General features: G+C 66.5%; 21 protein-coding genes and 2 pseudogenes. 14 read left to right on the forward strand and 9 right to left on the reverse strand.

The features are described from left to right. Positions 1 to 112: 112 nt before the first annotated feature. The 4 genes from WS68_RS03135 to WS68_RS03150 form a co-directional block, all read right to left on the reverse strand. On the reverse strand, positions 113 to 1129 hold the full coding sequence (locus WS68_RS03135) for a methyltransferase (RefSeq protein ID WP_059569392.1): 1017 nt from the start codon (positions 1127 to 1129) through the stop codon (positions 113 to 115). After that, positions 1129 to 1863: a hypothetical protein gene (locus WS68_RS03140; protein WP_059569393.1), complete on the reverse strand. Its 735-nt coding sequence runs from the start codon at positions 1861 to 1863 to the stop codon at positions 1129 to 1131. The genes WS68_RS03135 and WS68_RS03140 overlap by 1 nt, the downstream gene beginning before the upstream one ends. A gap of 246 nt (positions 1864 to 2109) precedes the next feature. Further along, complete coding sequence (locus tag WS68_RS03145) at positions 2110 to 6249, reverse strand: translocation/assembly module TamB domain-containing protein (RefSeq protein ID WP_059569394.1); 4140 nt, start codon at positions 6247 to 6249, stop codon at positions 2110 to 2112. 14 nt (positions 6250 to 6263) lie between these two features. Beyond that, on the reverse strand, positions 6264 to 8120 hold the full coding sequence (locus tag WS68_RS03150; RefSeq protein WP_059569395.1) for an autotransporter assembly complex protein TamA: 1857 nt from the start codon (positions 8118 to 8120) through the stop codon (positions 6264 to 6266). Positions 8121 to 8349: 229 nt separating this feature from the next. On the opposite strand from WS68_RS03150, the gene WS68_RS03155 reads away from it, so the two are divergent. The 4 genes from WS68_RS03155 (at position 8350) to panD (ending at position 11297) form a co-directional block, all read left to right on the forward strand. Beyond that, the gene (locus WS68_RS03155) at positions 8350 to 8538 is read left to right on the forward strand and encodes a DUF3460 family protein (RefSeq protein ID WP_059569572.1); all 189 of its coding nucleotides are present in this window, start codon (positions 8350 to 8352) and stop codon (positions 8536 to 8538) included. Positions 8539 to 8542: 4 nt separating this feature from the next. Continuing rightward, positions 8543 to 9418, forward strand: a complete 876-nt coding sequence (locus WS68_RS03160) for a segregation and condensation protein A (protein ID WP_059569396.1) — start codon at positions 8543 to 8545, stop codon at positions 9416 to 9418. A 592-nt stretch (positions 9419 to 10010) separates the two neighbouring features. Next, positions 10011 to 10850 (forward strand): pantoate--beta-alanine ligase, encoded by an 840-nt coding sequence (gene panC, locus WS68_RS03165; protein ID WP_059569573.1) that lies wholly within the window; start codon positions 10011 to 10013, stop codon positions 10848 to 10850. A 60-nt stretch (positions 10851 to 10910) separates the two neighbouring features. Continuing rightward, on the forward strand, positions 10911 to 11297 hold the full coding sequence (panD, locus tag WS68_RS03170) for an aspartate 1-decarboxylase (protein ID WP_059569397.1): 387 nt from the start codon (positions 10911 to 10913) through the stop codon (positions 11295 to 11297). 293 nt (positions 11298 to 11590) lie between these two features. On the opposite strand, the gene WS68_RS03180 is transcribed toward panD, so the two are convergent. Continuing rightward, the gene (locus WS68_RS03180; RefSeq protein ID WP_059569574.1) at positions 11591 to 12226 is read right to left on the reverse strand and encodes a ParA family protein; all 636 of its coding nucleotides are present in this window, start codon (positions 12224 to 12226) and stop codon (positions 11591 to 11593) included. Between WS68_RS03180 and WS68_RS27215 the strand changes: the two genes are divergently transcribed. From WS68_RS27215 to WS68_RS28675, 5 genes and pseudogenes are all read left to right on the forward strand, one after another. Beyond that, the gene (locus WS68_RS27215; protein ID WP_156429320.1) at positions 12225 to 12482 is read left to right on the forward strand and encodes a hypothetical protein; all 258 of its coding nucleotides are present in this window, start codon (positions 12225 to 12227) and stop codon (positions 12480 to 12482) included. The two genes, WS68_RS03180 and WS68_RS27215, sit on opposite strands and share 2 nt — an antisense overlap. 269 nt (positions 12483 to 12751) lie before the next feature. Beyond that, positions 12752 to 13621, forward strand: a pseudogene (locus tag WS68_RS28670) (hypothetical protein); the annotation flags it as partial. A gap of 58 nt (positions 13622 to 13679) precedes the next feature. Beyond that, on the forward strand, positions 13680 to 14252 hold the full coding sequence (locus WS68_RS29510; protein WP_059569400.1) for a fatty acid desaturase: 573 nt from the start codon (positions 13680 to 13682) through the stop codon (positions 14250 to 14252). Between the two features lie 114 nt (positions 14253 to 14366). Further along, on the forward strand, positions 14367 to 15482 hold the full coding sequence (asd, locus tag WS68_RS03195) for an aspartate-semialdehyde dehydrogenase (protein ID WP_059569401.1): 1116 nt from the start codon (positions 14367 to 14369) through the stop codon (positions 15480 to 15482). A gap of 111 nt (positions 15483 to 15593) precedes the next feature. Then, positions 15594 to 15974: pseudogene (locus WS68_RS28675) on the forward strand (DMT family transporter); the annotation flags it as partial. Positions 15975 to 16849: 875 nt separating this feature from the next. On the opposite strand, the gene WS68_RS03205 reads toward WS68_RS28675, so the two are convergent. After that, positions 16850 to 18361 carry a cobyric acid synthase gene (locus WS68_RS03205; protein ID WP_156429322.1) on the reverse strand — a complete coding sequence of 504 codons (1512 nt, stop codon included), beginning with the start codon at positions 18359 to 18361 and terminating at the stop codon, positions 16850 to 16852. Positions 18362 to 18880: 519 nt separating this feature from the next. On the opposite strand from WS68_RS03205, the gene cobU reads away from it, so the two are divergent. From cobU to WS68_RS28205, 5 genes are all read left to right on the forward strand, one after another. Continuing rightward, the gene (gene cobU / locus WS68_RS03210) at positions 18881 to 19438 is read left to right on the forward strand and encodes a bifunctional adenosylcobinamide kinase/adenosylcobinamide-phosphate guanylyltransferase (protein ID WP_059569576.1); all 558 of its coding nucleotides are present in this window, start codon (positions 18881 to 18883) and stop codon (positions 19436 to 19438) included. After that, entirely contained in the window at positions 19432 to 20376 is a 945-nt protein-coding gene (gene cbiB / locus WS68_RS03215; protein ID WP_059569402.1) for an adenosylcobinamide-phosphate synthase CbiB, read from the forward strand. Before cobU ends, cbiB begins: the two co-directional genes overlap by 7 nt. Beyond that, positions 20369 to 21403, forward strand: a complete 1035-nt coding sequence (gene cobD / locus WS68_RS03220) for a threonine-phosphate decarboxylase CobD (RefSeq protein ID WP_059569403.1) — start codon at positions 20369 to 20371, stop codon at positions 21401 to 21403. The genes cbiB and cobD overlap by 8 nt, the downstream gene beginning before the upstream one ends. Positions 21404 to 21405: 2 nt before the next feature. Further along, positions 21406 to 22326, forward strand: a complete 921-nt coding sequence (locus WS68_RS03225; protein WP_156429330.1) for a cobalamin-binding protein — start codon at positions 21406 to 21408, stop codon at positions 22324 to 22326. Positions 22327 to 22448: 122 nt separating this feature from the next. After that, the gene (locus WS68_RS28205; protein ID WP_059569405.1) at positions 22449 to 23291 is read left to right on the forward strand and encodes a hypothetical protein; all 843 of its coding nucleotides are present in this window, start codon (positions 22449 to 22451) and stop codon (positions 23289 to 23291) included. A 36-nt stretch (positions 23292 to 23327) separates the two neighbouring features. Here WS68_RS28205 and cobC read toward each other — a convergent pair whose 3' ends face one another. The 3 genes from cobC to cobT are packed head-to-tail and all read right to left on the reverse strand — an operon-like array spanning position 23328 to position 25759. Beyond that, complete coding sequence (gene cobC / locus WS68_RS03235; protein ID WP_059569406.1) at positions 23328 to 23957, reverse strand: alpha-ribazole phosphatase family protein; 630 nt, start codon at positions 23955 to 23957, stop codon at positions 23328 to 23330. Beyond that, positions 23942 to 24700 carry an adenosylcobinamide-GDP ribazoletransferase gene (locus WS68_RS03240; RefSeq protein WP_059569407.1) on the reverse strand — a complete coding sequence of 253 codons (759 nt, stop codon included), beginning with the start codon at positions 24698 to 24700 and terminating at the stop codon, positions 23942 to 23944. Before WS68_RS03240 ends, cobC begins: the two co-directional genes overlap by 16 nt. Before the next feature lie 6 nt (positions 24701 to 24706). Continuing rightward, on the reverse strand, positions 24707 to 25759 hold the full coding sequence (gene cobT / locus WS68_RS03245) for a nicotinate-nucleotide--dimethylbenzimidazole phosphoribosyltransferase (RefSeq protein WP_059569408.1): 1053 nt from the start codon (positions 25757 to 25759) through the stop codon (positions 24707 to 24709). Positions 25760 to 25812 lie beyond the last annotated feature (53 nt).

Genomic DNA, 25812 nt, shown 5'->3' on the forward strand with positions numbered 1-25812 from the left:
ATCGGCGGCGGCCGCATCGCCGCGCCGGAAATAAAAAAAGAAGGGCCGCGCAAGCGCGGCCCTTCGCGTTTTTACGCGTCGGCACGCAAATACGCGCGCCTATCCTGTGCCATCACCGCTTCACACCGGTCACGAGGCTATAGTGGCCGAAGCTCGGAATCGTTTCGATCGATACGAAGCCCGCATCGGCAAGCATCGCTGACAATGCATGCGACGTGTACTGCTCGCCCTCCGCCCAACTGATCATCATCAGGCTGAATGCGGCGGCGGCGGGCGGCCCGCTCTTGTCGTCGCGATACAGCACCTCGTGCAATACGATGCGCCCACCCGACGGCAATGCATCGAAGCTTTTGCGAGCAAGGAACGCGTTCTTGTCGGCCGGCCAATCGTGAAAGACGTTCGAGTAGAAGTGCAGATCCGCGCGCGGAAACGGATCGCGCCACATATCGCCAGGATGAAATGCGACGCGCGCACGACACGATTCGTCGACGAGCGCGCGCCCTTGCTCGCAGACGGCGGGCAAATCGAAGATCGTTGCGCGCAGCGACGGCCAAATCGACAGCGCGCCAAGCGCCTGCGTGCCGGGGCCGCCACCAATGTCGAGCATCATGCGATGCGCGGCGAGATCGAGCTTGGCCGGCCAAACAGGCGCATGCGCGGCGCTGATGCTTTGCATCGCGTACATGAAACGCATGCCGAGTGCCGCGTCCTGTTGGTGCAGGTGAAAAATCCCGCCCTCCTCGCCATAGACACGCGGGGCATTGCGCTCCAACGCCGCATCGAGCCCGGCGATCGAAAACGTGCCGCTGTTGTCGTACATCAAATCCCAGAACGCGCCAAAGTATGTCGGACTGCCCGGCAGCAACAAATCCTCGCCGAGCGCCGTCAACGTGAAGCGCTCGGCATCGCGGCGCACGAAGCCCAATGCGACCGATGCGCTGACGAGCGCCTCGGCCGGCCGCCGTGCCAGCCCTAGCGACGCGCCGATTTCGTCGAGCGTGCACGCGCGCGCGGCGAGCTTGCGAAAAAGCCCGCGCCGATGTGCGATCAGCATTGCCGGATAGAGGAACAGATTGAGCGTGACGTCGAATGCGGCCGTATCGTCACGGCCTGAGCTTGCCGTCGTCATTAAAGGCCCCCTGCATGAAGCGGCGCATCTGCCGGCGCCGGTTGCTCACGCGACATGGCGCGCTCGATATGCCGTTGCGCCTCATGCGTCCAAGCGGCGAACAGGTCGAAAACATAATCGACGAGTTCGATGCAGCGCGCCCGTTTGTCATCGCTCAGCTCGATCGCGCCAAGCGCCGCGTGCTCACCGTGTTGCAGATGGCCGGATTCGAGCGCGAGGTGGTGCAGCCCCATGTAACGCAGTTCCCGATCGACGTCACCCTGCATACCTTGCGCGATGTGTGTCGTCAACGTGAACAATACATTGCCGGTTTCCTCCACTGCCTCGACGATCGCGAGCCGTTCGATGCCATCGGCCGCGCGCACGAGCGCGCAGAGGTCGTACATCAGCATGCGGCAGCGGCACGTATCGTCACGCCACAACGCACGCAGCGCGTCGGTTGCAGTGGTCGAGCCGCTCCAGCCAAGCGTTTCGATATCCTCAAGAAACCAGGACCAATGATGGTCATCCTCATACGTGTGCGCGTTCACTTGAGCTTGATGCGGATCGTCAGCGGGCTCTTTGCGCAGCACGTAGCGGTTCAGATCGCCGAAGGCCATGACGAAGAACGCGAATTCGGGCATGAAGCTGAGCCTCACGCGTGGTGGCAGATCGTCGTCGCGCAGCCGCTCGAACAGCGGCAGCCTCGCATATGCCCGCTTTCTGCGATTGATGCAAGCCAATACGGTTTTCATAGCACGACACTCCTCGTGAAAAACGCATAACGAAGGCGAAAGCGTATGCCCTGTATTTCCGGACAGGGGATATGCGTTCGATTCGAACTGCATGGAACGAGACAAGTGAAGCCCGCTTGCCGTTGCGGTGTGCGCAACATCGCCATGCTTTATCTCACATGCCCGAGTTGCAACGCCCGCAAGGTCTAGATCAATCTAGAACGCGCGAAAAGAATGTCAATGCCAATATATTTCTGGAGTCCTGCATCACCACCATCGATCAAAACGCCGCGTGTAGTTCAGATCGACGCCCTGGAACGTACCGCCGTATGCGGACACCGCCCAGAAACGCGTCAAGTTGATCGTCACCTTGAACGCATTGCTCGCCGACTGCAGCCCCTGCTCGTAACCGAGCACAAAGCGTTCGTTGATCGCCTTCGAGATCTGCACCACTTGCGGATCGGTCAAACCGACATCGCTGCGACCGATCGAGATTTCGTCAAGCCCGACGCTTTGCGCGACGCGCTTGCCGGTCGCGCTGCCGAGCAGCGCGAGCGCCGTCGTCATCGCGCTCTGCTGGCCGAGGTTGTTGCCCTGATCGGTGCCGTGGCCGAACAGCAACCACGACAGCTTCTCGTTGTCGGTCACGTTCGGCTCCGATACGAGCTTCACGCTCGGCGACTGCACCGTGCCCGTCACCTGCACGCCCGCCTCGACCTCCTGATTGCGTCGCATCGCGAGAATGTTGATGCCCGGGTTCGACACCGGCCCGTTGAACGTGAAAAAGCCGTTCTCGATGGCGAGCTTGCGGCCGAACGACGTATAGGTCGAACCCTCGGTCACGCGCACGTTGCCGACCGCGCGCAGCAGCGCGCCGGGCGCGCTCATCACCGTAACCGTGCCGCGCAGCCTGAGGTCCGCGCCGTGCCCCTTGAAACGGAAATCGTCGCCGAGCGAAATATCGATGTTCGCGCGCGGCGCGAGCGACGGCGCGGGCTTGTCGGCCGCCGATGCGGACTTCGCCGCCGCAGTGCCGGACTTCACGTCGCCGCGCTCGATGCTGCCCGGCCGCACGATCACCACGTCGTCGGACAGATGTGGCGCCGCGGCCTCCGGCAAGTCGAACAGTGCATGATCGACGGTGAACTTGCCGTTGATCGCGATGCCGCCGCGCGGCGCGTCGTTCCCGACGGTCGCATTGCCCGACAGCGACAGCTTGCGGTCGGGCGCCGCGAACAGCTCGAGCTTGTCGGCGACGATGCTCGCCGTCAGATCGGGTTCGCTGCCGTCGAGCCGCACGCGGCCGAGCGCGCGCAGCGTGCCGTTGCCGCCATGAAACTCCACCTGCTGGAACTCGACGAGATTCTCGGTCAGCTTCACGCGCACGATCCCGTCCTTCAACTGCACGCCCTGATCGACCAGCGTGGCCGACAGGTTGTCGCCCGTGAGCATGCCCGACAGATTCGGCTTGGCCGGCGTGCCGGCAAGCGTGAGCCGGAGCGACGCGCGCCCGTCGAGCAGATAGCTCGGCCCGAACAGGCCGCCCGTGACCTTGAGCGCGGGAATATCGGCATCGACGCGCCCCCCGAGCGGCGCGTCCTGCGCGACGCCGAACACGCCGTCGCGCAGCGCGAAAGGCACCGCGACGTTCGCATCGAGCGTGCCGATCCGGGTGGCCTGCGCATGCGCCGTCACGTTGAGCCGATTGCCCGGCGCGAACGCCGCGCGCGCCGATAGATCGGCAATGCCGAGCGCTGCGATCCCCCGGCCGGTTTCGAGCGTCACGTCGCCGCTCCTGCGCTTGATCTGCAGATGGCCGGACGCGGCGTCGGCGAGCGCGATATCCCAGTCGCCGTCGAGGATCAAATCGGTGCGCAACGGCGAGCGCTGGCCCGTCAGCTCCGCGCGGATTTCGAGCGCGCGCGCAACCGACAGGTTGGTGATCGAGCCGGCCGTGCGCAGCCTGCCGTGCTCGAGCGCGAACGACTTCAGATCGAGCAGCGCGCCCTCGATCGACAGCTTCGCCGCGGACAGCATCACGCGCTGCGCACCCGCCGACACCGTGACCGGCGCGTCGAGCGACACCGACGGCGTGCCACGGTTCGACAAGCGCGTGACGGCGCCGTCCCAGCGCACGCCGTCGCGCGTATCGACGAGGCCGCCGTTGGCCGCGACGGTGAGGTTGATCGCACGGCCGTCCGCGCTGCCGAGCGCGGACGCATCGAACGTGTGCTTCGCGCGCGTGCCATTGAGGCGCGCGGACAGCGTCTTCAGACCGATACCGCCGAATGCGAGATCGCTTGCGTCGGTGGTAAACACGAGTGCGCCTTGCGCGCCGTCGCGGATGTCCGCGCGGCCCTGCGCGGCGCCGATCCGGTTCGAGCCGAACACGACGCCGCTTGCCGTGTACTCCGCGCTCACGTTCGGGTGTGCGAACGAGCCGGTGAGATCGCCGTGCGCGCGCGCGAGGCCGGCAAGGCCGAAGCCGAGACGATCGAGCTGCGGCGCGTCGACGTCAAAGCGCAGCCGGTCGCCCGGCGCGCCGAAGCTGCCGCGCAGATCGACCTGGTTGCCCGCGATCGACAGATTCGCGTTGCTCGGCAGGATGCGCTCGCCTGCCACCTGCACCGTGCCCTCGCCCGTCATCGGCAAGCCGTCATAGACGCTATCGCCGAGCTTGAACTGCGCTTTCGTCGAGAAGCCGGGCGCAAGCGCGCCCGTCGCGGCAAGCGTGCCGTTCACGCGCGCGTGGCCCGCGCGCGAGCCGGCCGCGGCCTGCACGGGCCGGCTGCCGCGCCCCGCATCGCGCGCGCCCGCGGCCGGATTCGATCCGCGCGCGCTGCTGCTTGCGCTGCCGCTGCCGCGCGTCGCACCCGACGCCGGGCCTGCCGCGGCAAGCGCGAGCGGATCGAAATCGACGAGCTTCGCCTTCAGGTCATACGCCGAGCGCGCATCGTGCTTGAGCACGCCCGCGAGTTCGACGCGCCCCTTGCCGGCCGTTACGCGCGCATCGGAAATCGTGGTCTGCCGCGCGTCGAGCGCGACCTTCGCCTTTGCGCCGAGCGCGAGCTTCGCGTCGGCAAGATCGAAATCGATGTTCTGCTTGCCCGGCTCGAGCGCAACGCCGACCGGCCCCGCGAGCCGCATCGGCCTGAGCGCGGCGACGAACGCGTTCAGATCGAGATTGGCGACCTTCAGATCGAACCGCCCGCGGCCGTGCGCGAGCGCGCCGCCGCCCGTCACGCTGCCATCGCGGATTGTGCGCACGGCAAGCGCGTCGATGCGCTGCGCATTCGCGTCGAGCCGCAGGTTCGCGTGCGCGTCGACGAGCGGCAGCAGGCCGTCGCCAAGCGTGCCAGGCTTTGCATTGACGATCGACACCGGTCCGGCGACGGCAAACGCGTTCGGCGCCTTCGGATCGGGCGTCGCGGGCTCGAGCTGGGCCCGCACCGCGAGATCGGCAACGGGCGCGCCCGGCGACAGCGCGCGCGGGTTCACGTGATCGAACGCGGCGCTCGCGCGCTTGAGCGGCACGTCGGCGAACGGCGCGGCTTCGACATGCGCACGCCCCGCGAGCTTCATGCCCGACGCGTCAAGCTCGGCGACGAGCGCCTCGAGCGAGCCTGACACGCGTGCACGCACATCCACCGGCTCGCCCGCGAGCTTGCCGGCATAAGTTGCGTCGCCATCGATCGGGAACGGCCGCACACCGTCGAGCCGGGCCCGCGCGCTCAGCGCGCCGAACGGCGTATCGAGGCGCTCGAGCGTCGCGTCGTGGATGCGGCCGTCACTCCTGCCGTGCAGGATCAACCGGTCCAGTTCGGTCGTCGAGCCGGCGTCGTGGATCAACAGCTTGTCGAAGCGCAGATCGTCGATCGCGAGTTGCAGCGGCAGGCGCAGATCGCGCGGCGTGGCGGCGGGCGACGGCGGCGACGGCGCGATCCGCACGTCGATCGTGCCCGCGCGCAGCGACGCGATCGCGAGCCGCAACGGTGCGCGCGTGAGCGCCCAGCGGCCCGCGATCCGGTCGATCCGCACTTCGGTGCCCGAACCGTCCGGGCTCGTCCACGCGAATTGCGACAGCCTTACGCCGGTGGCAAGCGCGCCGCCGTCGAGCGTGCCCGACAGGCGCCCGCCGAGCAGCTTCACGGCCGCGTGCCACGCAAGCTGCGTGCCGCGCTCCGTCGTCGCGGCGGCAACGAGCGCCCCCGCTGCCGCGACGATGAGCGCGAGCGCGACGAGCGCCGTCCAGCCGAGCGCGGCGCACGCGCGGCGCGCGCGCGAGCGCTTCGGCCGCGGCGCGCGCGGGCCGCGGCCGCCGTCGGGCGTTTGCGCGTCGGGCGTCGAGCCGGCTGGAGCGCCGCTCGGCGCGTGGTCGGGAGTCGGTTCGGACACGTCCTTCGTCATGCGAAATCAAAAAATCAGAATGCGATGCCAAGCGTCAAATACGGACGCACGCTCTTGTTTTTCAGCCCATAGGCGAGATCGAAATTGACCGGGCCGACCGGGCTGCGCCAGCGCACGCCAACGCCCGCGCCCGGATAGAACACCTTCTCGCCCCATGCGTCGGTGGCGGTGCCGATGTCGAAGAACGTCGCGGCGCCCCAGTCGCGGTTGAACCAGTGCTGGTATTCGGCCGTGCCCGTCATCAGATATTTGGTCGGCAGCGTCGAGCCGTTGACGATGTTGCCGATGCTCTGATAGCCATAGCCGCGCACCGAGTTCGAGCCGCCCGCGCGAAACAGCAGCGACGCCGGCACGCCAGACGAGCTGCCGCTCGTAAACACGCCGCCCAGCTCCGCGCGGAACACGAACAGGTCGCGCTTGCCGATCGGCACGTATTGCTGGCCGCGCGCGTAGCCGCGGATGAACGTCTGATCGGCGAGCACGCCCTTCACCGCGAAGCCCGCTTCCGCGTGCAGCAGGTTGCCCGAGCGCGGAAACAGCGGATCGTCGACGTTGCGCCGCGTCCATGCCCACTGCGGCACGAGCGCGCGGCTCGTGGTTGGGCTGGCGCCGTTGCGGTCAAGCCGGTCCTGGTAGAACATCAGCGAATACGAATAATCGATGAACTGACCGTTGCGGGTGCGTTGCAGGCCCGCCCGCGCGCTGTAGATCCGCGTGTCCGACACATTGGTGTTCGTATACGACGCGAGCGCGCTGTTCGTCCACCCGCGCGCGCTCGGCGGCATCGACAGTTGGATCTGCCCGTACTGCTGGATCTGGTCGACCCGCCCCGAGAACGACAGCGGCCACGCGGCGCCGAACGTGTTCAGGTACGTGTACGAGCCTTGAACATGCGGGCCCGTGTCGGTCGCGTAGCCAATCCCGCCGCGCACGTTGTTGTACGGATATTCGCTGACCTTCACGTGAACCGGCGAATGTTGCGGATGCTCCACGTCGCTCGACACGTCGATCGCGACGCTCGCGTAATACGGCGTGTTCTGCACCTGCCGCTGCAGCTCGGCGATGCGCCGCGCATCGTAAATCTCGCCGGCCGCGAGCGGATTCACGTTGTGCACGATCTTCTCCGGATAACGGCGCGCACCGGACACGTCCAGTTCGCCGAGCGTAAACGTCGGGCCGCTGTCGAATGTCACCGCGAGCTTCGCGCTGCGCGTGCGCGGATCGATCCGTGCTTCGGACGAAGCAATCTTCGCGCCGAGATAGCGGCGCGACTGCAGTTGCTTGAGCGCCGCCTCCTTCGCGTCGTCCCAGCCGGATTGCGTGAACGCATCGCCCTGTCTCAGCGAAAACGCCCCGCGCGCCGCCGTCTCCTGCTTCGGGTCTTCTTGTTCGACGGGCCCGGCAAATGTCAAATCGACCGCCGACACGCTCGTCTGCGGCCCCGGATCGACCGCCACCGTCACCTTGCGCTTGCCGTCCGTGGTGCGCACGTCAGTACGCACCACGGGCGAAAAATAGCCGGCCGTCGCAGTGAGATCGCGCACTTGCTGCGGCGCGGCCGTCACGAGGAATTCGAACTGGTCCTCGCTCAAGTCGTCGCGTTTCGCGAAGCGGGCGATGTCGAGATGCTGCTTGAGCAAACGCTTGACCGAGCGCGGCGCATCGATTTCGACTGTGTATTTCGCGCAAGCCGGCATGGCGAAAGACACGGCCGCGCAGCCGGCGAAAAACACCCGCAGGCCGAGCCGCGCGAGCGGGCGCGGCGCGAAACGAAGCGCGAGGCCGCCGCCGGCGCGCCCCGCGAAATCCCGCCCCGGCACGCCGCGTGCGGCGCGCGAGAGCGCTTGCTGCCGTGATACCCGCCCAGCCAAACATGACCTCCGTGACAAGAATATTTCTTCGGACCCACCGCCATTTGACCACACTGCGACGCCCGCGAACCGTATGGCCGGCCGCGTTGCACCGCATCGCGAAATACGGCGGCCGCGCTTTCGACGCCGTTTTGCCGCCGACCGTTCCCCGCGTTGCGGTAGAATTCGACCGATCGTATTCGCGGGCGCCTGCCCGCCTTGAACGCCTGCCTTGAACGGAAAGCCAGCCATGCCGTACCAGTCCGACATCACGCAATTCCTGAATCAGTTGAAACAGCAAAAGCCGACGCTCGAAGAAGAGCAGCGCAAGGGGCGCGCGCTCCTGTGGGACAAGCAGCCGATCGATCTCGACGAGCGCGCCGAGCAGCAGCAATCGCGCGTGCGGCAGACCCCTTACGTCTACTATCAAAACTTCTGACGCCGTGAGCGCCGCCGACGAGGCCAGCGCGGGCGCGCCGCCCGAAGACGCGCTCACCGCGCCCGCGGGCGCCGATTCGACGCCGGACACGGTCGACGGCGTCGCGGCGTTCGCGCGCCTGTACGGCGAGCCGCTCTTCAAGCTGCCGCAGGATCTGTACATTCCGCCCGACGCGCTCGAAGTCTTTCTCGAGACGTTCGAAGGGCCGCTCGACCTGCTGCTGTACCTGATCCGCAAGCAGAATTTCAACGTGCTCGACATTCCGATGGCGGAAGTCACCGCGCAATATCTCGGCTATGTCGACCAGATCCGCGAGTCGAATCTCGAACTCGCGGCCGAATATCTGCTGATGGCGGCAATGCTGATCGAAATCAAGTCGCGCATGCTGCTGCCGGTGAAGAAGGCGGACACCGGCGAGGACGCGGAAGACCCGCGCGCCGAACTCGTGCGGCGCCTGCTCGAATACGAGCAGATGAAGCTCGCCGCTCAGCGGCTCGACCAACTCCCGCAGCTCGGCCGCGATTTCCTGCGCGCCGAGGTATACATCGAGCAGAGCATCACGCCGCGCTTTCCCGACGTGAACGCCGACGATTTGCGCGCCGCATGGGCCGATGTGCTCAAACGCGCGAAGCTCGTTCAGCATCACAAAATTTCGCGCGAGGAGCTGTCGGTGCGCGAACATATGAGCCTCATTCTGCGCAGGCTGCAGAACGCGCGCTTCATGGAGTTCGCCGATCTGTTCGATACGTCGCGCGGCGTGCCCGTCGTCGTCGTCAACTTCATCGCGATGCTCGAGCTCGCGCGCGAATCGCTCGTCGAAATCACGCAAGCCGAGCCGTTCGCGCCGATCTACGTGCGGCTCGCGTATCTGCCTGCCTGAGTGGGGTTCGGACGTCGGGCGCGGCGCGCGCGGCGTATGGCATGTGGCATGCCGCATACGGTCGCCCCGGAATGCCGATCGCCATCATTTGACGTGACGCAGTTGCCCGCCGCGTTTATCGTCGCGGCCATCCGCCTTGGTCCGTCGCCCTTTCTTTCGCCAATTTCCGCTCGCTGCCGCCGTTTGCCGTAGCCGTAGCCGTAGCCGTAGCCGTGGCCATAGCCGCTGCCGTTTGCCGCTTTCGTCTCGCGCGCCCGCCGCCGTCCGCTTGGCGGTTCGAAACGCGTCCTTCGTCACCGGCTCGCGCGCGATCCGCCCTGCGTCTACCGCCGCCGCAGGCCATTGCGCTAAGCGCCGAGCCGGACAGACGGTTTGGGCTCTTTCAATTCAACCCCATTTTCCATTCGCCGACCGCCATTGCCGCGCTCATCCATCCGATTAAAATGAACGATCGTGCTTTTATCGATGCGCTAAAACGGCAAATCCTCTACAATCGCCCACGCCCGACGCCCCGCCGGCGTCGCGCGACGTTTACCCTGCCTTGCCGCTCCCACGCGGCGCACGCACCGACCGCGCGAGGAACCGCGAACTCATGAAAGTCATCAGCTCGATCCAGGAACTGCGCGACCAGTTGCGCGGCCAGAACCGCACGGCCTTCGTGCCGACGATGGGCAACCTGCACGAAGGCCATCTGTCGTTGATGCGGCTCGCGCGCCAGCACGGCGACCCCGTCGTCGCGAGCATCTTCGTGAACCGCCTGCAATTCGGCCCGAACGAGGATTTCGACAAATATCCGCGCACGCTGCAGGACGACATCGAGAAACTGCAAAGGGAAAACGTCTACGTGCTGTTCGCGCCGACCGAGCGCGACATGTATCCCGAACCGCAGGAATACCGGGTGCAGCCGCCGCACGATCTCGGCGACATCCTCGAGGGCGAATTCCGCCCCGGGTTCTTCACCGGCGTATGCACGGTCGTCACGAAGCTGATGGCATGCGTGCAGCCGCGCGTCGCGGTATTCGGCAAAAAGGATTATCAGCAGCTCATGATCGTGCGCCGTATGTGCCAGCAGCTTGCGCTGCCCGTCGAGATCATCGCGGCCGAAACCGTGCGCGACGCCGACGGGCTCGCCTTGTCGTCGCGCAACCGCTATCTGAGCCCTGCCGAGCGCGCGCAAGCACCCGAGTTGCAGAAGACGCTCACGCGCGTGCGCGAAGCGGTGCTCGGCGGCGCGCGCGATCTCGCGACACTCGAACGCGCCGCGCACGATACACTTGCCGCGCGCGGCTGGCAGCCCGATTACGTGTCGATCCGCCGGCGCGCGAACCTCGTCGCGCCGACAGCCGCCGAAATCGACGCCGGCGAGCCGCTCGTCGTGCTCGCGGCGGCCAAGCTTGGCGCGACGCGCCTCATCGACAATCTCGAGATCTGACGCGCGCCTGCGCGAGCCCAGCCCAACGTTATATTGAGTGAGTTGCACCCAGGAGCCATCATGCAGCGCCACATGCTGAAATCGAAGATCCACCGCGCGGCAGTCACGCATTGCGAACTGCATTACGAAGGCTCGTGCGCGATCGACGAGGATCTGCTCGAAGCCGCGAACATCCTTGAAAACGAGCGGATCGACATCTGGAACATCAACAACGGCGAGCGCTTTTCGACTTATGCGATCAAGGGTGAGCGCGGCAGCGGAATGATCTCGCTGAACGGCTCGGCCGCGCGTCGCGCGCAACTCGGCGATCTCGTCATCATCGCGGCGTTCGCGATGATCGATGACGCGGAATTGAAAGCGGGCTGGAAACCGAATCTGGTGTTCGTCGACGAGCGCAACAAGATCAAGGGCAGCCGCGATCACGTGCCGACGCAAAGCTGGACGTAAGCATGCTGCCGCGCTCGGCGCGGCACGGGCCGATACCCGCCTTCGGGATAGCGCGCTTTTTGCGCTACACGGCACGCGGAGCGCCGCCCGCCGGTCCGCCGTTCGGGCGACGCGCAACGCGCCGCCGCGCATCCGGAGCAAACAAGCGCTGCTTTTCCCGGCGCCCGCCCGCACTGGCTGAGCGCCCCCGCGATCGCGCGGCGACTACGCGCTGATCGAACGCCCGAACGGGCATGCCGCATTCGATCCGTCCGCCCATCCCGCACCGCCGGCATGCCGCCCCGAATACGCCGCTATCGCGCCTTTTTCCGCTCCGCCCACTCGACGATCGGCAGCCACTGCTCGAGATCCTTGTCGACGCGGCTTTTTGCAACATCCCAAAGCGTCAGCCCATGTGCGGCAAGCTGGACATAATTCTGCGTGTCGCGAAGGTAGCCGAGCACGGGCAAATCGAGCCCTCCGACGAAACGATGAAGCTGCTCGGCCGAGCGCGTGCGTGCATCGACCCGCATCCCGACGACCCCGACTTCGATCGCCCCCTTTTTTACCGCCTTCTCGCTGGCGAGCCGCTGGAGGAATTGCTGCGTCGCGAGAATATCGAACATCGAAGGCTGTAGCGGCACGATCACCTTATCGGCAAACTCGAGCGCGACGTTCAAGCGGTTGCCGTGCAAGCCGGCCGGCGTGTCGACGATCGCGTATTCGAGGCCGCGCGGCGGCTTGGACGGAGTATCGGGATCGAGCGACCACGTCTCGATCACGGGCAGCGCCGCCGGGCGCAGGTCGAGCCACGTATGCGCGGATTGCTGCCGGTCAAGATCGGCCAGCGCGGTCCACGCGCCCTGCGCCGCGAAATACCCAGCCAGATTGGTGGACAGCGTGCTCTTGCCAACGCCGCCCTTCGGATTCGCCACCACGATCACCGTCATGAATTCCCCCGAGAAAACCGCGCGGCGCGGCGGCAAGCGTGCGCCGCCGCGCCGCGAAAAAAAACGGATACAGGGAGCGATGATATCGGCAAATGGCTCCATCCTGAAACCAGGCGCGGTCAAGCGCCGGAGACGATCGCCGACAACGCCGCTGCCGTCATGGCAGTTTTTTGCTCACGATAAAAGCGGTCCAGCATTAGAAAATTCCCTCCAATTAAAAGACGGATACCCTGCGATTAATTTCCCATCAAAATAGAAAGTCATGAAAAATAATTTGCAAGCATGAAATCTCCGCTGATCACAAATTAAAATTTAAACAAATCAGCATGCTCAGACTTTCCCATACCCTCAAAGAGATCCAACGGAAGATATGTATGCAATCGCTCGAGCAATTAAAATTTCCATCGCCAGCGGAAACCATTCAAATTTCCCAAAAATTCAATACACCAGCTTTCGTCCACGACGAGAATATAATCAAAAAATTATCTTTATTTTTCGGAAATCCCGAATGCCTATGGTCTGGATATTCGTTATTCCGTTAAAGCGAATCCAAACTGTGCAATCTTGAAGATTTTCGACCGCCTCGGCGCGCATTTCGACGTCAGTCCCACATGGGAGGCAAAACGAGCGATCCGAGCCGGTGCCTCGCCGTCAAAAATTCTAATGACCGCACAAGAAGCCGCAGACGGTTGGCAGGAATTATGCGCGGCCGGCATGGGTTTCGATGCCGGCTCATTACACCAACTCGACATGTACGGCCGTTTATTTCCCGGAACCGAGGTCTCGATCCGTATCAATCCAGGATTCGGCTCGGGGCTCGTGAAAAAATTGACGAGCGGCGGCAATCATTCCAGCTTCGGCATATGGCACGAGTATGTTGATCAGGCGCTGGAAATCATAGGCCGGCATCGGTTGAATCCAATTCGATTGCACTTCCATATCGGGTCGGGACACGAAACCACGGTGCTGGAAAAAACCGTCACGCTTGGACTCGCACTCAGCGAACACATTCCAAGTATCGAGATACTTGACCTCGGCGGCGGCTATCGCCTGGCGGCATTTGCTGATGAAACGCCCTACGATCATCACGCGATGGATGCGCGGATAAGCGAACAACTCGAGGGCTTCTATTCCCGCACGGGGCGGCGCCTGAAACTCGAGCTAGAACCCGGTACATACCAGATGGCACTGGCCAGCTCGCTGGTAACCCGGGTGATCGACATAACAGATACCGGCAGCGATGGTTTCCGTTTCATCAAGATCGACGGCGGTCTGACTGAGTTGATGCGGCCGCCGTATTACGGCGCGCGGCATCCGCTCGTCGTCGCCGCAAACGGCACATTGCGCTCGGAAACCGTGCCGTACATCGTATGCGGCCATTGCTGCATTGCAGGCGACAACCTCACCCCGGTCGCCGGCAATAGCGAAGATTTCACGCCCCAGCCACTCGCGCATGCGGAAATCGGCGACTTTCCAGAATCTCGATTCATGGCTCGGGTTCGCACGCTCGTTCTTTGCTCTCAGTCGTTATCGACGGATCGCGCGATTATCGTGGCTGTCGCTTGCATGGCGGCCGTTGCCCAACATCGACAAACGCAAATACAACCGAGATACCAAGCAGGAATATCTACTGAACCTCGCGGTGCTTGTAGCCAGCATCGGCTATACGATCCAGAGCGGATCGATGTTGGTTGCATTGGCATGGTGGATTCCAACCCTGCTGGTTGCGGAAGGCGTGCATTTCATGATTGGAATGCCCGAGCATTTTGGTCTCAATACGCAAACCGACCCGAATGTGTTGACTAATACACGCGTGATCCATACGTCGAAGTTCTTTGCCTGGTTTGTCAACGGCAACGATCTGCACACCGCCCATCATTATCATCATGGCGTGCCCATGTGCAATATCCGCCAATTGAACGATTTAATCGAACTTATACAACGGTCATCGAATCTTCTTACCTTTCTTTCTATCGACGGGTCATTAATGGAAATATCCGCCAATCGATCGATACTTCGTCGATGAAACGTTGACCCCACGCACACCGTGCTTTCCGCTTCACTCGACTCGACAAAAATACTGAAGCAAGCTATAAGCCTTTCATTGCCAAAATATTAAATACAGGGACAGGAGCAACGCATGAAAAAAGTGGGCTTGATCGGCTGGCGCGGCATGGTGGGCTCGGTGCTGGTCAAACGGATGCTCGACGAAGGGGATTTCAAGCGCGTTTCGCCTTATTACTTCAGCACGTCGTCGGCCGGCGCCGAGCACGTCGACGCGCTCGGCGTCCGGCGCACGTTGCTCGATGCCACGTCGATCCCGCAACTCGCCGACATGGACGTCATCGTCAGTTGCCAGGGCGGCGATTATACGAAGGCGGTCCACAACGATCTGCGCGGCGGCGGCTGGAGCGGCTACTGGATCGACGCCGCGTCGGCGAAGCGGATGGACGCGGATTCGATCATCGTGCTCGACCCGCTCAATCACGAGCAGATCCACGCGGGGCTCGACTCCGGCATCAAGAACTTCATCGGCGGCAACTGCTCGATCACGCTGACGCTGCTCGGCTTGGCGGGCCTATTCCGGGAAGGCCTCGTCGACTGGCTCAGCACGATGACCTATCAGGCCGCGTCCGGCGCGGGCGCCGCGAACGTGCGCGAATTGCTGTCGCAGATGGCGCATCTGTCGGACAAGGTGCGAAGCGCGCTCGACGATCCGGGCACGCCCGTCATCGACATCGTCGCGCAGGCGCGCGACGCGCTCGCCGATCCCGCGTTGCCGCGCGACGCGTTCGGCGGCGTCGCGCTGGCGGGCAGCCTGATTCCGTGGATCGACGCGGATCTCGGCAACGGCATCAGCCGCGAGGAGTGGAAAGGCGAAGTCGAAACCAACAAGATCCTCGGCCTGCCGCCCGGCACGATCGGCGTCGACGGCCTGTGCATCCGCGTGCCCGTGCTGCAAAGCCATGCGGCGGCCGTCACGCTGAAGCTGAAGGAGGATCTGCCCGTTCATCGGCTCGAGTCGATCATCCAAAACGCGCACGAATGGGTCGAGTACGTGCCGAACCTCAGGGCGGATACGTTGCGGCGGCTGTCGCCCGCGGCCGTGAGCGGCACGCTGAAGGTCGGCGTCGGGCGCCTGCGCAAGCTCGGGCTCGCTGACAATCTGTACAGCGTGTTTACCGTCGGAGATCAGCTTTTGTGGGGCGCCGCCGAGCCGCTGCGGCGAATGCTGGGCATTTTGCTCGAACGCTGAAATCGCGCTCGTTACCCGTGCGGCTCTGGCGGACACGCGCTCGCGCGCGAGCGGTGTCCGCCGCAATTGACGCATGGCCGAACACTGTACGACCTGCGTCGACTATCACCGATGAATTCGAATCAGCCTTCCATCGCGATCCCCTCGTCGATTTCCGGCACCGCGGCCGCCCTCATCACCGTCCTGCTCTGGGCCAGCGCATTCCCGTTCATCCGGATCGGTCTGCGCGGATTCGAGCCGATTCCGCTGGCCGCATTGCGCTTTAGCGTCGCCGCCGTGCTGATGCTTGCGTGGATCGCGTGGCGCAGGCCGCCTCTGCCAAGCGGCCGGCACATTCTGCGGCTCGTCGCCTGTGCGGCGTTCGGCGTCGCCGCCTACAACATGCTGCTCAACATTGGCCAGCAAACCGTATCGGCAGGAGCAGCGAGCTTCATCGTCAACACGGTTCCCGTCATCACCGCGTTGCTTGCGATTCTGTTTCTCGGCGAGCGTTTCCGGTTCTGGGCATGGGCCGGCACCGCGATCAGCTTTGCCGGCATTGCGGTAATCGCGTCCGGGCAACCCGGCGGGCTTCGCTTCGGCAACGGCGCGACGCTCGTGCTGGCTGCAGCCGCCTGTCAAGCGGTGTTCTTCATCTTGCAGCGTCCAGTCGCCATTGCGTACGGCGGGCCGGTCTGCGCAGCGCTGGTCGTATGCTTCGGCGCGGTCTGTCTCGCGCCATGGCTGCCCGTAGCACTGCGTCAAGCAGCAGCCGCGCCGACAAACGTCACGCTGGCCGTGGTCTACCTCGGCATCTTTCCGGCTGCAATCGGCTATGCGACCTGGGACAGCGCACAAGCGCACTTCGGCGCGAGCCGTGGCGAACTTGCTCTATTTGGTGCCACCGGTCGCAACCGGACTGGCCGTCGCGCTGACAGGCGAAACGCCGGGCTGGCTCACGCTCGCGGGAGGCGCGCTCGCGATCGCCGGCGTGGCGCTCGTCAATACGCTCGGTCGCCGCTGACGCATTCGTTCGGCCGTGCCGTCGCCGCCAGCGTCGGAACTCGGCTCAACGCCGCCGCGCCGATACCGCCGACTGTCGATACGACCGCCATCGCCAACGCCTCGCAGCAGCCATTGCGTCACTCAGGCCAGGAACGCATCGAAATTGCTGGCGTCGCGACGCCATGCCCGCTCGCCGCCTCGATGGCACTCAACCGCCTTCGCCCATCACGTCATGCCTGGCGCTGCACACTCGGCGGCTCAAACCGCCGGCCTTGAACTCACCATCGTCGACGTTACGGGATGCGGCGGCGTCCCCCGAGATCGCCCGTCCGGGTCGCCGTCCGACCCTGCGCTGCACCCTATCGGCTCGCCGCGCCCCGCCCTCACGCGAACGCGCCAAACACTCGCTCGATATCCAAATGCTCGGCAAGCGTATCCGCCAGCCGCTCCAGCGATGCGTCGCGCAGCGCCGGATAATCGACCGGCTCCGCGCCGCCCAGCCCCGCCCATTCGGCCAGCGCCGCGCACGCGTCGGGCGTGTCAAACAGGCCGTGCACGTAGGTCGCGAAAATCTGCCCGTCCGCCGACACCGCGCCGTCCGGCCGCTCGCCGCCGGGCCCGGCAAGCATGAGGGCGGGCGACGCGAGCGCCGGCCCGCGGGTCTGTCCCATGTGGATCTCGTAGCCCGCGACGCGCGCGGGCGCGCCGCCTAATGCAAGCCGCCCCGTCACGTTGACGAGCGTCTTCTCGCGCGTGAGCGTCGTTGCATAATCGAGCAAGCCGAAGCCCGCGCCCGTTACACCCGCCGCGCCCTCGACGCCGTGCGGATCGTCGAGCGTCGCGCCGAGCATCTGCATGCCGCCGCAGATGCCGATCAGCTTGCCGCCGTAGCGCAGATGGCGCTTGACGACGGTCTCCCACCCCGCCTCGCGCAACCACGCGAGATCGGCGAGCACGTGCTTCGAGCCGGGCAGGATCAGCAGGTCGGCGGCCGGCACCGGGCCGCTCTTCCAATACGTGAAGTCGATGCGCGGATGCGCGCGCAGCGGATCGAAATCAGTATGGTTGCTGATTCGCGGCAGCGCGGGCACGACGACGCGCAGCACGCCGGCGTCGCCGCACGCGGCGGCCGAGCGCGCGGCCTTCGGCAGCATGTCCTCCGCGTCGAGCATCAGCCCGTGCAGATACGGCAACACGCCGAGCACGGGCTTGCCCGTGCGCTGCTCGAGCCAGCGCAGCCCCGGTTCGAGCAGCGCGGGATCGCCGCGAAACCGGTTGATCACGAAACCGCGCACGCGCGCGCGCTCGCTCGCCGACAAGCACGCGAGCGTGCCCACGAGATGCGCGAACACGCCGCCGCGATCGATGTCCGCGACCAGCACGACCGGACAATCGACGGCTTCGGCAAACCCCATGTTCGCGATGTCGCCTTCGCGCAAATTGATTTCGGCGGGACTGCCCGCGCCCTCGACGATCAACGCGTCATAGCCGCGTTGCAGCCGGCGGTACGATTCGAGCACGGCTTGCATCGCGACGGGCTTGTAGCGGTGATACGCGCGCGCGTCGAGGTTCATGCGCGCCTTGCCGTGGATGATGACCTGCGCGCCGCGATCGCCGGTGGGCTTGAGCAGCACCGGGTTCAGGTCGGTATGCGCGTCGATGCCGGCCGCAAGCGCCTGCAACGCCTGGGCGCGGCCGATCTCACCGCCGTCGGCGGTAACCGCGCTGTTGAGCGCCATATTTTGCGGCTTGAACGGCGCGACGCGCACGCCCGCGCGGCGCGCGAGCCGGCACAGGCCCGCGACCAGCGTGCTCTTGCCCGCGTCGGACGTCGTGCCTTGGATCATCAGCGTGCCGCGCGGGCGCGCAAGCGAAGCGAAAGCGTGAGCGGTCATCGTATCGGTGCGGATGAAATGGGAATCGGCAAAATCGGTCGGTGAATCGGGTTGCGAAACAGGTTGACGAAACAGGTTGGTAAAACAGCGCGGCGAGCCGGGCCGCGGCCCCGGAACCGTCCGAACGGCATGCCGGTTCGATGCGCGGCGCTCGGGCGCGGGTTGCGCACGATCCGAGTGTGATCCGGGGCGATCGGGAGCAATCCACGTGCGGCCCAAGTGTGACCCAAGCGCGATTCGCCCACCGGTTGGGCGCGGATAGGGCTCGGCTTGAGCGCGACTTCGAGCATGGTTCGAACATAAACCAAGCGCCCACCAAGCGCGAATCGAAACGATCGACGCCTGCGTCAAAACATCACTCGACGATGGCGTCTGCCACCGCCTCGATCCAAGCGCACCCCGCAACCTCACCCGAAACGCCCCTCCGGCACGCCGCGCAAAGCGCCCTCGAACCCGTCCGCCTTCGTGCACGCCACATCGCGCAAGCCGCATTATCGCGCGGCCCGCTACAATCACGCGATGACTCCGCGCGACCTCACCTTCGTTCTCGGCGGCGCGCGCTCGGGCAAGAGCGCGCATGCCGAACGGCTCGCCGCCGAAAGCGGCCGGCCCGTCACCTATATCGCGACCGCCCGCATCGGCGACGACGAGTTCGCCGCGCGCGTCGCGCATCATCGCGCGCGCCGGCCGGCCAACTGGGCGCTCGTCGAAGCCCCCGTCGAACTCGCGCTGGCGATCGCGCAGCTCGACGCGCCGGATGCGTGCGTGCTCATCGACTGCCTGACGCTTTGGCTCACGAACCTGCTGTGCCCCGCCGACGGCCCAGGCGTCGACGACGCGCTCGCCGACGCGCGCATTGCCGAACTCGAATCGGCACTGCGCACGACACGCGCGCGGGTGATCGTCGTCAGCAACGAGATCGGTCTGGGCGTCGTGCCGCTCGGCGCGCAAACGCGGCGCTTCGTCGATACGCTCGGCCGCGTCAATCAGCGCATCGCCGCGCTCGCGACGCGCGTGACGCTGCTCGTCGCCGGGCTGCCGGTGTGCGTCAAGCCGGCGGGCGGTGCGCGATGCTGATGCTGTCGCCCGTTGCCGTCGCGCTGTTCGCGCTGGCCGGCTGCATCGTCGACCGGCTCGTCGGCGAGCCGCGCGCCGCGCATCCGCTCGTCGGCTTCGGCCGGCTCGCCGTACGCGTCGAACGCGCGCTGAACACCGGGCGGCGCGGCCGGCTTGCCGGCGCCGCCGCGTGGCTCGCGGCCGTCGCGCCGCCCGTCGCGCTCGCGGCCGCGCTCGTCACGATCCTGCCGTGGCCAATTGCCGCCGCGCTGCATGTCGCGCTGCTGTGGTTCGCGCTCGGCGCGCGCAGCCTTGCCGAGCACGTCGCGCCGATCGCCGCCGCGCTTGCACGGCGCGACCTCGCCGCCGCGCGAGCGTTGACCGCGCGCATCGTGTCGCGCGATACGAGCGCCGCCGACGAAGCGGCGCTGTCGCGCGCGGCAGTCGAATCGGCGCTGGAGAACGGTAACGACGCAATCTTCGGCGCGCTGTTCTGGTTCGCCGTCGCGGGCGGCCCCGGCGCGCTCCTCTTCCGGCTCGCGAACACGCTCGATGCGATGTGGGGCTACCGGACACCGCGTTTCGCCCGCTTCGGCTGGGCCGCGGCGCGCATCGACGACGCGCTCAACTGGCTGCCCGCGCGCCTGACCGCAGCGAGCTACGCGCTGCTCGGCGACACCGCGAACGCGTGGCGCTGCTGGCGCCGCCAAGCGCGGCTCTGGGACAGCCCGAACGCCGGCCCCGTGATGGCAGCCGGCGCGGGCAGCCTGAACGTCGTGATCGGCGGGCCCGCCGTCTATCACGGCCAGCTCGAAACCCGCCCGCTGCTCGGCGCGGGCGCACCCGCCGCACCCGCGCACATCGCCGCCGCACTGTCGCTCGTCACCCGCACGATGGCGCTCTGGCTCGCGTTGCTGATTATCGGCGCGGCGCTGTCGAACACGTTCAACCATGTCTGACACCCGGCCCGCGATCGTTCACGGCGGCAACCTGCACGAGGCCGCGCAGCGCTACGGCATCGCGCGCGACGCGTGGCTCGACTTGTCGACCGGCATCAATCCGCTCGGCTATCCCGTGCCGCCCGTGCCCGCTGACGCATGGCGCCGGCTGCCCGAGGACGACGGCGTGCTTGCCGCGCACGCGGCGCGCTACTACGGCGCGCCGAGCGCCGCGCACGTGCTGCCCGTCGCCGGCAGTCAGGCCGCGATCCGCGCGTTGCCCGCGCTGTTCGCGTGCGGCGTCGCGGGCGTCGCGCCGCTGACATACAGCGAATACGCGCCGGCATTCGAGCGTCACGGCCACGCGCTCACGCCGCTCGATTGCCGCGGCGACGCGCTGCCCGAATCGCTCACCTATGCGATCGTCGCCAATCCGAACAACCCGAGCGCCGAGCGCATCGAGCGCGCGCGGCTGCTGCGCTGGCGCGCGCAACTCGCCACGCGCGGCGGCGCGCTGATCGTCGATGAAGCATTCGCGGACGCCGATGCCGGCGCGCCCGTGTCGCTTGCCGCCGACACCGATATGCACGGCCTCGTCGTGCTGCGCTCGGTCGGCAAATTCTTCGGGCTCGCGGGAGTACGCGCGGGCTTCGTGCTTGCCGCGCCCGCGCTGCTGCACCGGTTGCGCGACGCGCTCGGCGCGTGGACGGTTGGCGGCCCCGCCCGTCACGCAGTGCTCGCGGCATTCTCCGACCGCGCGTGGCAGCATGCGGCGCGCGAGCGGCTCGCAACCGACGGCGCGCGGCTCGCGTCGTTGCTGCGCGCGCACGGCTTCGCGGTCCGCGCGACGCCGCTGTTCAGTTGGACCGACGATCCGCGCGCCCGCGCGCTGCACGAAGCGCTCGCCGCGCACGGCATCTGGACGCGCTTGTTCGCGCACGCGCCGAGCGTCAGAATCGGGCTGCCCGCGCACGAAAACGAATGGCGGCGGCTCGAAGACGCACTCGATGCCTGCGCGCCCACGCTGACAGCAGGAACTTCGACATGACCATGCCTGTGCGCGGCCGCACCGCCGCGCTGCGTATCGCCGCCGCGTGCGCGTGCGCCGGCGCAATCGCCGCTGCGCACGCGAGCATCACCGTCACCGACGATGCCGGCCGCGCCGTCACGCTCGCCGCGCCCGCGCGGCGCGTCGTGAGCCTCGCGCCGCACGTGACCGAGCTGATCTACGCAGCCGGCGGCGGCACGGCGCTCGTCGGCGCGGTGTCGTACAGCGACTATCCGCCCGCCGCGAAAGCGCTGCCGCGCGTCGGCTCGAATCAAGCGCTCGACCTCGAACGCATCGCGGCGCTCAAGCCCGATCTGGTCGTGGTCTGGCGGCACGGCAATGCCGAGCGCGAAACCGAGCGGCTGCGCGCGCTCGGCATTCCGCTTTTTTTCAGCGCGCCGCATCATCTCGACGATGTCGCGACATCGCTCGAAAAACTCGGCACGCTCCTCGGTACGCGCGACACGGCGTCGGCCGCCGCCGCCGACTATCGGCGGCAGATCGGCCAACTGCGTGCGCGCTACGCGGGCAAGCCGCCCGTTGCCGTGTTCTTCCAGATTTGGGATCGGCCGCTGATGACGTTGAGCGGCGCGCACATCGCAAGCGACGTGATCACGCTGTGCGGCGGGCGCAACGTGTTCGCGCAACTACAGCCGATCGCGCCCGCCGTCACCGACGAAGCGGTGCTTGCCGCCAACCCCGAAGCGATCTTGACGACCGCGCCCGGCGCGACCTCGACGCGCGACGCGCTGCCCGATTTCACCCGCTGGCGCGCGTGGCCCGCGCTCACCGCGGTCGCACGAGGCAATTTGTTTGCGATCAACGGCGATCTGCTGACGCGGCCCACTCCGCGTCTCGCGCAAGGCGCCGAACAACTGTGCCGCGATCTCGATATCGCGCGCTCGCGACGGCCGAAGCCGTGATGCACCACGGCATCGCGCCCGAGCAAAAGCGGCGCTGAGCCCGCCAATTTCCCCGGATGCCTGCCGCTGCGACGCACCCGACAATGGCGCACCGGCATCCAAGATGGCAACCCAGCAAAACAATGACCGATTTCGAAAGCAAACTTCTGCTGAACATCGCATCGGCCGTGTTCTCGTTCATTCTGGTGGAGTCCAGACATTTCCTGTCGAACAGGAAAAACGGCGGCGGCTTGAAGCGCGTCAGATACAGCGTCTGGAAACCGAATATCCCGCCGCAAAAAGCCAACGGCCACGCGTGGCTGCGCTCGGCATGGCGGCGCGTCGCGCGCAAGCCGGAGCACGGCGCGCCATGCGATCAGATCAAAATATTCTTCTGGAACAGCGGCTCCCAACCGATTATCCGCGACGATCTCGTCAAGAAAAAACCGCTCACGCTGCAATTGGTTCCGCCCGCCGCGATCACGAGCGTCGCGCTCGTCGAGAGCGCCCACGCGATAGGCGTGAAATTGACCGACGAGCGGCTCTTCAACCGCGACAAGAGCAAGAAAATCATCACGTTCGACCGGCTCGACCCTGGGCACGGCTTTGTCGCCACGCTCGGATTCGCGAGCGGGCACGAGCCGGCCGCGCGAATTTCCGGCCCGGTGCTCGGCTCGGCCGGCTTGGAATACGCGGGCCCGGTGTGGGCAATCGACCTCGCCGACACAACGCGGATCGGCAAGCAGCGATCGCGCGCGATCTGGGTGCGCAGGCTCAGCGGCCTGTCGTGCGCCGCCGGGGTCGCCGGACAATTCATCCCGATCGCCGGCCCCGCGCCGCTGGTCACGCACAGCCTGCTTTATTGGCTGTTCTTTGCCGTATTCGCGATCTCGTGGATGGTGTTTCTGATGAGTAACAACGTCTGCGAGCAATTCAAAAAGAAAATTCCGCCATCGCTGCATTACTGGGACGACAGCAAGAATTAGCCGGCCGGAGGTTTCGGTTTCGGTTTCGGTTTCGCATCATGCGTCCCAATGCGCGAGCCGCCAGCCGCATGCGCCATCGCCGCCTTCATCGCGGCGCAGCCACACGACGCCGCCCATTGCGATCGGCCGCGCGAGCAGCGTATCGAGCGGCACATCCAGCGCCTGCGCCGCGAGCACGCGTATCACCCCCGCGTGGGTCACCGCCCAGCTCGTCTGCGTCTGCGTCTGCGCCTGCAACTGCGAAGCAAACGCCGGAAATGCCGACAGCGCCGCCAGCATCGGCCGCACACGCGCGGCGAACTGCGCGGCGCTTTCGCCGCCATGCTCGCGCGCACCCATCGGATCGGCGCTCCAGCGTTCGATCGCGTCGCGCCCGATCGCGTCCCAGCTCCGCATCTCCCATGCGCCGAAGTCAATCTCGCGCAAGCGCGGATCGATTTCGACCGACGCGCGCACATTACGCGCAAGCACGCGCGCGACATCCGCGCAACGCGCGAGCGGGCTCGACCAGACCGCGCGTGCGCTGCCCACGCCGAGCGAGCGCAACCGCCGCAGGATATCGGCCGCGCCCAACGCCGCATCGGCCGCCAGCGGCACGTCGCTGCCGCCATAGCAAACGTGCGGATCGACAGCCACGGCCGGATGGCGGATCAGAACGAGATCCATCCGAGCACCGCCAGATAAATCGCCAACTCGAACACCTGCTGCGCGAAGCCGAGACAATCGCCGGTATAGCCGCCGATGCGCTTTACCAAATAACGCGCGATGCCGGCGCGCAGCACGAGCGTCACGGCAAGCGCCAGCGCGCCGGCGCGCCAATCCGGCCAAAACAGCCACGGCAGGCCGCACGCCGCCGCGAATGCGAACGCGCGCGCGCGCATGCGCTGCGCGACGGGCCGCGCACGGCCTTCGGCGCGCACGTAGTCGAGCGTCACGAGCAGGCTCGCCGCGAGCGCGCGGCTGCCCGCGTGCGCGGCGATCATCGTCCAGGCCGCGCGCGCGGGCGGCATCGCGGCGAGCGCCTGCCACTTCAACGCGAGCGCGACGACGAGCGCTGCCGCCCCGAACGTGCCGATCCGCGAATCGCGCATGATCCGCAGCACGTCGTCGCGCGTGTAGCCGCCGCCGAACGCGTCGCAACTATCGGCCAGCCCGTCCTCGTGCAGCGCGCCCGTTGCGGCAAGCGTCGCCGCGATCGACAGCAGCGCCGCGATGCCCGGCGGCCACACGCGCGACGCGGCCAGATGCACGAGCGCCGCGAGTACGCCCACGCACACGCCGACGAGCGGAAAATAGCGCGCCGCCTGCGCAAGCTCGACGCTCGCGCTGCTGATCGAGCGCGGCACCGGCACGCGCGTGAAATACCCGAGCGCGACGACGAAGTAGCGAAATTCGGCAAACGGATTCATCGCGCGTCACGCATCGCGGTTCGCGACGCCGGCCGCTTCGAAGCTCGCCATCTCGTTGACGAACGCGGCCGCCGCGCGCACCAGCGGCAGCGCGAGCGCGGCGCCCGTGCCTTCGCCGACGCGCAGATCGAGCGACAGCAGCGCGTGCGCGCCGAAATGCTCGAGCATCCGCCGATGCCCCGCCTCGTTCGATACATGCGAGAACACGCAGTATTCGCGCACCGCAGGCGCGAGCGCATCGGCGATCAACAGCGCGGACGTGGCGATGAACCCGTCGACGAGAATCGTCATGCGCGCACGCGCGGCCTCGACGAACGCGCCCGCCATCATCGCGATTTCGAAGCCGCCGAACGTCGCGAGCACGTCGAGCGGCTCGCGCGCATCCGGATGCCGCGCGAGCGCGCGTTCGAGCACCGCGCGCTTGCGCGCGAGCCCCGCGTCGTCGAGCCCCGTGCCGCGGCCGACGCACGCGTCGAGCGGCACGTTCAGCATGCGGCTCATCAAGCACGCGGCCGCCGACGTGTTCGCGATCCCCATCTCGCCGAAGCCGATCACATTGGTGCCGAGCGCCGCATGATGCGCGACGCGCGCGGCGCCCGCCTCAAGCGCCGCGCATACCTCGCCGCGCGTCATCGCGCGCTCGCGCGTGAAGTTGCGCGTGCCGCGCCCGATCGCCGCGCGCACGAGCGGCAGCGCGTCGGCCAACGGCGACGCGACGCCTGCGTCGACAATCTCCAGCACGAGCCCCGCGACGCCCGAAAACGCGTTGATCGCCGCGCCGCCCGCGATGAAATTCGCGACCATCTGCGCGGTCACCGCCTGCGGATACGGGCTCACGCCTTCGGCGGCGATGCCGTGATCGGCCGTGAACACGATCATCGCCGGGCGCACGATGCGCGGCGCGACGGTACGCTGAACGAGGCCGAGTTGCAACGCGAGCGCTTCGAGCCGGCCGAGGCTGCCGGGCGGCTTGGTTTTCTGGTCGATGACGCGCGCGAGCGTCGCGCGCAGTTCGGCATCGTCGAGCGGGGCGACATACGGCACGCAATAGGAACTCATCGGTTCACTCTGTCGAGTCTCAAGGGTGGAATGATGCGGCGCGCAACGCAACG

The sequence above is a fragment of the Burkholderia sp. TSV86 genome, assembly GCF_001522865.1.
GTDB lineage: Bacteria > Pseudomonadota > Gammaproteobacteria > Burkholderiales > Burkholderiaceae > Burkholderia.

Coding starts and splice junctions, on each gene's coding strand:
- WS68_RS03140 (WP_059569393.1), bottom strand. CDS start 1,863: ATGAAAACCGTATTGGCTTGCATCAATCGCAGAAAGCGGGCATATGCG.
- cobU (WP_059569576.1), top strand. CDS start 18,881: ATGACTCCGCGCGACCTCACCTTCGTTCTCGGCGGCGCGCGCTCGGGC.
- cbiB (WP_059569402.1), top strand. CDS start 19,432: ATGCTGATGCTGTCGCCCGTTGCCGTCGCGCTGTTCGCGCTGGCCGGC.
- WS68_RS03225 (WP_156429330.1), top strand. CDS start 21,406: ATGCCTGTGCGCGGCCGCACCGCCGCGCTGCGTATCGCCGCCGCGTGC.
- WS68_RS27215 (WP_156429320.1), top strand. CDS start 12,225: ATGAATTCCCCCGAGAAAACCGCGCGGCGCGGCGGCAAGCGTGCGCCG.
- asd (WP_059569401.1), top strand. CDS start 14,367: ATGAAAAAAGTGGGCTTGATCGGCTGGCGCGGCATGGTGGGCTCGGTG.
- WS68_RS03135 (WP_059569392.1), bottom strand. CDS start 1,129: ATGACGACGGCAAGCTCAGGCCGTGACGATACGGCCGCATTCGACGTC.
- WS68_RS03145 (WP_059569394.1), bottom strand. CDS start 6,249: ATGACGAAGGACGTGTCCGAACCGACTCCCGACCACGCGCCGAGCGGC.
- cobT (WP_059569408.1), bottom strand. CDS start 25,759: ATGAGTTCCTATTGCGTGCCGTATGTCGCCCCGCTCGACGATGCCGAA.
- WS68_RS03205 (WP_156429322.1), bottom strand. CDS start 18,361: ATGACCGCTCACGCTTTCGCTTCGCTTGCGCGCCCGCGCGGCACGCTG.
- WS68_RS28205 (WP_059569405.1), top strand. CDS start 22,449: ATGACCGATTTCGAAAGCAAACTTCTGCTGAACATCGCATCGGCCGTG.
- panC (WP_059569573.1), top strand. CDS start 10,011: ATGAAAGTCATCAGCTCGATCCAGGAACTGCGCGACCAGTTGCGCGGC.
- WS68_RS03180 (WP_059569574.1), bottom strand. CDS start 12,226: ATGACGGTGATCGTGGTGGCGAATCCGAAGGGCGGCGTTGGCAAGAGC.
- WS68_RS03155 (WP_059569572.1), top strand. CDS start 8,350: ATGCCGTACCAGTCCGACATCACGCAATTCCTGAATCAGTTGAAACAG.
- WS68_RS29510 (WP_059569400.1), top strand. CDS start 13,680: ATGCGGAAATCGGCGACTTTCCAGAATCTCGATTCATGGCTCGGGTTC.
- cobC (WP_059569406.1), bottom strand. CDS start 23,957: ATGGATCTCGTTCTGATCCGCCATCCGGCCGTGGCTGTCGATCCGCAC.
- cobD (WP_059569403.1), top strand. CDS start 20,369: ATGTCTGACACCCGGCCCGCGATCGTTCACGGCGGCAACCTGCACGAG.
- panD (WP_059569397.1), top strand. CDS start 10,911: ATGCAGCGCCACATGCTGAAATCGAAGATCCACCGCGCGGCAGTCACG.
- WS68_RS03240 (WP_059569407.1), bottom strand. CDS start 24,700: ATGAATCCGTTTGCCGAATTTCGCTACTTCGTCGTCGCGCTCGGGTAT.